6 protein-coding genes are annotated in these 7372 nt (G+C 49.0%); 4 read left to right on the top strand and 2 right to left on the bottom strand.

The window, feature by feature from the left end; genetic code table 11:
• Positions 1 to 704 precede the first annotated feature (704 nt).
• Entirely contained in the window at positions 705 to 968 is a 264-nt protein-coding gene (rpsT, locus tag GPL15_RS07450) for a 30S ribosomal protein S20 (protein ID WP_215697546.1), read from the bottom strand.
• 269 nt (positions 969 to 1237) lie between these two features.
• On the opposite strand from rpsT, the gene gpr reads away from it, so the two are divergent.
• From gpr to hemW, 4 genes are all read left to right on the top strand, one after another.
• On the top strand, positions 1238 to 2236 hold the full coding sequence (gene gpr / locus GPL15_RS07445; RefSeq protein ID WP_215697544.1) for a GPR endopeptidase: 999 nt from the start codon (positions 1238 to 1240) through the stop codon (positions 2234 to 2236).
• Between the two features lie 49 nt (positions 2237 to 2285).
• Positions 2286 to 3545, top strand: a complete 1260-nt coding sequence (locus GPL15_RS07440) for a stage II sporulation protein P (protein ID WP_346344914.1) — start codon at positions 2286 to 2288, stop codon at positions 3543 to 3545.
• A 153-nt stretch (positions 3546 to 3698) separates the two neighbouring features.
• The gene (lepA, locus tag GPL15_RS07435; RefSeq protein WP_215697542.1) at positions 3699 to 5513 is read left to right on the top strand and encodes a translation elongation factor 4; all 1815 of its coding nucleotides are present in this window, start codon (positions 3699 to 3701) and stop codon (positions 5511 to 5513) included.
• On the top strand, positions 5503 to 6672 hold the full coding sequence (gene hemW / locus GPL15_RS07430) for a radical SAM family heme chaperone HemW (RefSeq protein ID WP_215697540.1): 1170 nt from the start codon (positions 5503 to 5505) through the stop codon (positions 6670 to 6672). The genes lepA and hemW overlap by 11 nt, the downstream gene beginning before the upstream one ends.
• On the opposite strand, the gene GPL15_RS07425 is transcribed toward hemW, so the two are convergent.
• A complete protein-coding gene (locus GPL15_RS07425; protein ID WP_215697538.1) occupies positions 6661 to 7371 on the bottom strand; it encodes a 3D domain-containing protein in 711 nt (236 codons plus the stop codon). The genes hemW and GPL15_RS07425 overlap by 12 nt on opposite strands.
• Between the last annotated feature and the right edge of the window lies 1 nt (position 7372).

Raw genomic sequence — 7372 nt, 5'->3', positions numbered from 1 at the left:
AGGGAGCAGAGGAGACGATCTGTCTAAAAAGACGGGGCCCCCACTCTTCAAAGTGTCCACACTTATGGGTACATTATAGTCTGTCCGTCCCCTCCTCCCGCTTTCCTGCTGGTGTTCTCTGGCTAAAGTAATTAAAAGCAAATTTAACATAAAGGGTGAAGGCATTTTCGAAAATGCCTTGGCCCTTTAATGCAAATGCCCACACCATTTAGTATTAACCCTGAACTCCCCCAATCTTTATTATCTGTAGTGCATCCAGTACACAGCCAGTAAGAAGGGGAACCTGGGGCGGAGGAGCGAGCCGGGCGGCGGGAGGGAAGAACCAAAGGCGGAGGGGATCCTGTGGAGACCGTTTTAGTGGTACTTAGGGTTTCAGAAGGAAAAAAGGCGGGCAGAAACTGAGTACCGAATCAGTTTCTGAGATGCCCACTGAACGGTAAAGTCCATAAAGAGTTTACCGTGAATGGGCATCGCACCGCCTTTTTTCCTTCTGAAATCCTTAGTACCACTTAACGGCCGGAATCAGAGCCCCGCCGCCTTTGGTTCTTCCCTCCCGCCGCCCGGCTCGCTCCTCCGCCCTAGGTTCCCCTTCTTACTGGCGTAACTTTGGCCAATTACCCCAATAAAGATTTACACCATAAAAGCATAAAAAAAGCTTATATCCGTCACACCCACGGATATAAGCTTTTGAGAATTTATGATAATTAAGCCATAGAGTTAACAGCTTTTGTGACACGGGATACTTTTCTGGAAGCATTGTTTGGATGATAAACTCCCTTTGTGCAAGCCTTGTCGATCTCTGTGATAGCGCTGTTTAAGCAAGCCTGTGCAGCAGCCTTGTCACCGGCAGCAACGGCAGCGTCTACCTTTTTAATAGCTGTTTTAACTTTGGATCTGATCGCTTTATTTCTAGCAGCCTTAGTTTCGTTAACTAAAATTCTTTTTTTAGCAGATTTAATGTTAGCCAATCTGTACACCTCCAATTGAAATAATATATTAATTTAATCTTTGGTTTGCATCAAAGTCTGGACACGGACAGTTCAATGTAAACATACTATTGTATTTTAGCGAATTTATCGGGGGATGTCAATACATATTTTCAGGTTTTTTGCAGAAAATACCATAAGACATAACAGCCGCAGACAGCATGAACGGTTACCATAAGGCATTGCAGCAGGATGGGATCACGGCGATAGTATTTTTCGTTATAAAAATTGAGGCAGAAAGAGTGGAGAATATGGAAGAAGAGAAAATGCAGTTTGAGGTGAGGACCGACCTTGCCCTGGAAGAAAAAGAAAGCTTTCCCGGAGATGGGGAAGAAATCAGAGGAGTTTCGTTAAGGGAATGGAACGGCTGTGAAAACAGCATGAAGCTGACGGAAGTGAAGATTTTAGACGACCGGGGGGCAAAGGCCATGGGGAAACCGAAAGGTACTTATTTGACCCTTGAAGCATCCCAGTTGAGTGAGAAGGATGAGGATTTTCACCGCGAGATATCCGATGAGCTGGCAAAGCAGTTGAGGAAATTGGTGAAACAGGTCTGCAGAAGACCATTTTCCCATCATGAGCCTCCGGTTCATGTGCTGGTGGTGGGGCTGGGCAACCAGTCGGTCACGCCGGATTCCCTGGGGCCCAGGGTGGTGGGAAACCTTCAGGTGACCCGGCATCTGTGGACCCAGTATGGAGAAGCATTCTGCCAGAAAAAGAGATTTCCGGTGATCAGCGGCATCGTTCCCGGAGTGATGGCACAGACGGGGATGGAAACAGCGGAAATACTGAAGGGGATTATTCATGAGACGAAACCCGACCTGGTGATCGCAATCGACGCGCTGGCGGCCAGAAGCGTGCGCCGTCTCGGAACCACCATACAGCTGACGGACACCGGCATACATCCGGGATCAGGGGTGGGAAACCACAGGCACAGCCTGACCCATGAAAGCCTTGGTATACCAGTGCTGGCCATCGGCGTGCCCACTGTAGTGGGAGCAGCGGCCATCGTCCATGACACAGTTTCAACCATGATTAAAACGCTGGCAAGCAATGCCTCCACCAGCGGAATGGGAAATTTCATTGAAGAAATGGAATCAGACGAACAGTATGAACTCATCCGGGAACTGCTGGAACCGGAATTCGGCAGCTTGTATGTGACCCCGCCGGACATCGACGAAACGGTAAAACAGCTCAGTTTCACCATATCAGAGGGGATACACGGAGCATTTTTTCAACAACAGGAATAATTAATGAAATCTTCCCGCATTTATCACATATCTTATAAAGGGTGATTATGTGAGACGAAGAGAATGGACACCGTATTTGGTGATACGATATGCCATGACAGGGGTGGGAGTTATGCTTCTGCTCCTGCTTTTATGGAAAATGGCAGGATATATAAAATGGAATATGATGGGGGAAAAGGCCGGCACAGCCTGGAATGAACTGGGAGAAGTCTGTTTAGAGCAGATTTGGAAAGAACGGTATCCGCTGTCAGGAACGGATATTGAAAATGGAGAGCAGGCGCCCTGGTATGTGCTGATGGTGCGAAGTATTTATCCCTCCTTTCAATATAAAGGCGGCGGGCGGAAAACAGAGGCTGGATCCCAATCCGACCCGGCCTATGAGAAATACCTGTATGAACAGAAAATCAGCCAGGAGTACCAGTATCTGTTTTTATATGGAGGAGAGGACACCAGCCTGGAACCGTCACAGCAGCCAGACACAATGGTGGTTACTCCGCCGGCGGGGGAAATGCAGGAAGATCCTGTGCAAAATGTTCCCGGAAAGATCTATTTGAAAGAACAGCTGGCTGACTATGATTATATGATAAAAAATTTTTACAGCATCCATTCCTCCACCACGGCAGGCAGGGACCTGATGAACGCGGATACATTCTTGGACCGCAATTTTAAACTGACAACAGGGGCGGACCAGCCCCAGATTCTGATCTATCATACCCATTCCCAGGAGACATTTGTGGATTTCGGCCCCGATAAGCCGGATGCCAATGTGATTGGAATGGGGAACTATTTAACCAGCCTGCTGCAGCAGAAGGGATACAATGTGATCCACGATACGTCCGTCTATGATTTAAGGGACGGGAAGCTGGACCGGAATAAGGCTTATACATATGCGTTGGACGGAATCACCCGGATTCTTCAGGAAAATCCGTCGGTGGAAGTGGTGCTGGACCTGCACCGGGACGGGGTGAGGGAAGGCGTGCATCTGGTTTCAGACGTCAATGGAAAACCAACGGCAAATATCATGTTTTTCAATGGATTATCCCAGACGCCTACCGGGGAAATCGAGTATTTGAAAAATCCTTACAGGGAAGATAATCTGGCTTTCAGCTTCCAGATGCAGTTAAAAGCAGCGGCTTATTATCCGGGGTATACGAGGAAAATCTATTTAAAAGGCCTCCGGTACAACATGCATTTAAGACCGGCGTCGGCCCTGGTTGAGGTGGGGGCTCAGACAAATACCTATCAGGAGGCCCTGAATGCGATGGAACCGCTGGCAGAAGTTTTAGATATGGTGTTGCAAGGAAAATAAAAAAATGATATATTTTTATATACAGCTACGGCAGACTGCCAAAAAAGCAGGAAAAATGCCGGTTTGATAGGATGAGCCGTCCTATGCGGGCACGCGGACGGCCCATTTATATACATTTGCACTCTGGTGGAACCAGAAGAAGAGAGGAATATTATGGCAACTGTTGACCAAAGCAAAATTAGAAATTTCTGTATCATCGCACACATCGATCACGGTAAGTCAACCCTTGCAGACAGGATTATAGAGAAGACCGGACTGTTAACCAGCAGAGAGATGCAGTCCCAGGTACTGGATAATATGGATCTGGAGCGGGAAAGGGGAATTACCATCAAGGCCCAGACGGTCCGCACCGTCTATAAGGCGGATGACGGGGAAGAGTATATCTTCAATCTGATCGATACGCCCGGACATGTGGATTTTAACTACGAAGTGTCCAGAAGCCTTGCGGCCTGCGACGGGGCGATCCTGGTTGTGGACGCGGCCCAGGGAATTGAAGCCCAGACCTTAGCCAACGTATATCTGGCCCTGGATCATGACCTGGATGTATTTCCGGTGATCAATAAAATTGACCTTCCAAGCGCCGATCCGGACCGGGTGGCGGCGGAAATCGAAGATGTGATCGGGATTGAAGCCCATGACGCGCCCAGGATTTCAGCCAAGACCGGCGTGAATATTGAAGAAGTATTAGAGGCCATCGTTGAGAAGATTCCCGCGCCGGACGGCGATCCGGATGCGCCCCTTCAGGCGTTGATATTCGATTCCCTGTATGACTCCTATAAAGGCGTCATTGTATTCTGCCGGATTAAGGAAGGCAGGGTGAAAAAAGGGACGCCCATCAGGATGATGGCCACCGGAGCCACTGCAGAGGTGGTGGAAGTGGGATATTTTGGAGCAGGACAGTTCCTTCCCTGTGAAGAATTGAGCGCGGGCATGGTAGGCTATATTACCGCCAGCATTAAGAATGTGAAGGATACATCCGTAGGCGATACCATCACCAACAGTGAAGATCCCTGTGACCATCCTCTTCCTGGATACAAAAAGGTGACCAGCATGGTTTACTGCGGCCTGTATCCGGCGGATGGAGCGAAATACAACGATCTGAGGGATGCGCTGGAAAAACTGCAGTTAAATGACGCCTCCCTCTTCTTTGAGGCGGAGACTTCCATCGCCCTGGGATTTGGTTTCCGATGCGGGTTTTTAGGGCTGCTCCATTTGGAGATCATTCAGGAAAGGCTGGAACGGGAATATAATCTGGATCTGGTCACCACAGCCCCCGGCGTTATTTACCGGGTTCATAAGAAAAATGGTGATATGATCGAGCTGACCAACCCGTCCAATCTGCCGGATCCTTCTGAGATCGAATATATGGAAGAACCCATTGTCACTGCGGAGATCATGGTGACCACAGAGTTTGTAGGCGCGATTATGACGCTCTGCCAGGAGCGGCGCGGCGTTTACCTGGGAATGGAATATATGGAAGAGACCAGGGCACTGCTGAAATACGAGCTTCCACTGAATGAGATCATCTATGATTTCTTCGATGCGCTGAAATCCCGTTCCAGAGGGTATGCGTCATTTGACTATGAGTTAAAAGGATATGAACAGTCCGAACTGGTAAAACTGGATATCCTGATCAATAAAGAAGAGGTGGACGCCTTATCCTTTATTGTACATGCTGATTCCGCATATGAGCGGGGGCGTAAGATGTGTGAAAAGCTGAAGGAAGAGATTCCAAGGCATTTGTTTGAGATACCGATTCAGGCAGCGGTGGGAAGCAAGATCATTGCCAGAGAGACGGTCAAAGCCATGCGCAAAGACGTTCTGGCCAAATGTTACGGCGGTGACATTTCCAGAAAGAGAAAACTGTTGGAAAAACAGAAGGAAGGCAAAAAACGTATGCGCCAGATCGGCAATGTAGAGATACCACAGAAAGCATTTATGAGTGTGTTGAAATTAGATGAAGAGTAGAGATAAACTGGAACTATATGTGCACATCCCCTTCTGTGCCCGCAAATGCGAGTACTGTGATTTCCTGTCCGGTGTGGCGCCGGAAGGGGTGCATAAGCAGTATACGGACAAGTTAATAGAAGAAATTCAGTTTCAGAGTGCCAGATACCGGGAATATATGGTTTCGACCATTTTTATAGGAGGAGGCACTCCTTCTATATTAAGGGCGGAATGGATGGAGGAGATCATGGGCGCCATCCGTCAGGGATTCGAGATCGAAGAAGGGGCGGAGGTGACCATAGAGGTAAATCCTGGCACTGTGGATTCCCTGAAACTGGAGGCGTACAAAAGAGCCGGGATCAACCGGATCAGCCTGGGGCTTCAGTCGGCCAATAATGATGAACTCAAGTCTCTGGGACGGATCCATAGCTTTGAAGAATTTCTGAAAAGCTATCAGCGGGTGAGGCTTGCCGGCTTTGCCAATGTGAATGTGGATCTGATGTCGGCGCTGCCGGGACAGACCTGCGCTTCCTGGGAAAAGACGTTAAAAAAGGTGCTGATGCTGAAACCGGAACACATATCGGCCTACAGCTTAATCATCGAGGAAGGGACGCCGTTTTACACCTATTACGGCCCCAAAGCTAACCCTCTGGAATATAACCGCTGTCCGCTGCCGGATGAGGAACTGGAACGGCGGATGTATTATAAGACGAAAGAAATCTTAAAGCAGCATGGATATGAGAGATATGAGATATCCAATTATGCGAAGCCTGGGTTTGAATGCCGGCATAATACCGGTTATTGGACAGGCGTGGAGTATCTGGGCCTGGGGTTAGGGGCTTCTTCTTATATAAAAGGGGAGCGGTTCTGCAATGAAACTGATTTGAAGACCTATCTGCAGCGTATTCCGGATGAGGAAAATCTCAGCCAGGGAGCAGAGGTTTTAAGCATACAGGAGAAGATGGAAGAGTTCATGTTCCTGGGGCTGCGGATGATGGAAGGGGTGTCGGGAAGCGAATTTGTTGGCCATTTCGGCCAGAATATGTGGAATGTTTATGGAGAAGTGATCGCTAAGCTGGAACAGCAGGGACTTTTAGAAGTAAAAAGCCCTTCAATCCGTCTGACGGAGAAGGGCATTGATATCAGTAATTATGTGCTGAGCCAGTTTTTACTGGACTAAGAAAACTTCGGCATTGCGTGTTCCGTACTGGGTGGTCTCCCCATGGGAGTTGAAGAAGATATCGATATGGTGTCCTCTGACGCCGCCTCCCCTGTCTTCAGCCGTGTAGATAATGCCGTTGATCATGACTTTGGAGCCGTATGGAATAACCCTTGGATCCACTGCAATGGTGTGGTTGGAGGTGGCGATGGCTCCCGTTGAAGTTCTCCGGCCCCATCCTTCGGAACATCTGGAGCATGGACAGTAGGCGGTTGTCTTAAAAACGCCCAGAGGACGGAGGCTGCCGCCGGCCGCTTCCTGAACGGCTGCGCCTTTGTGATAGGAGAGGCTGTTGCTGAATTCCTGATCTCCGATATAGGCCTGGATCGTGTAGATGCCGTCTTCATACTGATTCCAGTCGACGGGAACTTCAAAAGCATGAGTACCGCCGCCTTTGCCGGATGCTGCTAAGTCTTCCCGGTAATCAGAAGCGATGACGGTGGTATCCTGAACAATTTCCTGCGTGGTCTGTCTGCGGATCACGACTCTGGCAACTGCGTAAGACCCGGGGTCTGCGCTGTCCCAAGCCCATCCTGTAATTCTATCATTCGTTACACTGTCCAGCCGGCCTGAATAGGTGGATGCAAAAGCGGTGAATCCTCCAAGGAGGGTCATTGCTGCTGCCATGAGTAAGGCCGCTGTGATTTTTTTCTCTTTCATA

Origin of the sequence: Clostridium sp. MCC353, assembly GCF_018785315.1 — a bacterium.
Taxonomy (GTDB): Bacteria; Bacillota; Clostridia; order Lachnospirales; family Lachnospiraceae; genus CHH4-2.
This window is presented reverse-complemented; position numbering and strand designations above follow the sequence as displayed.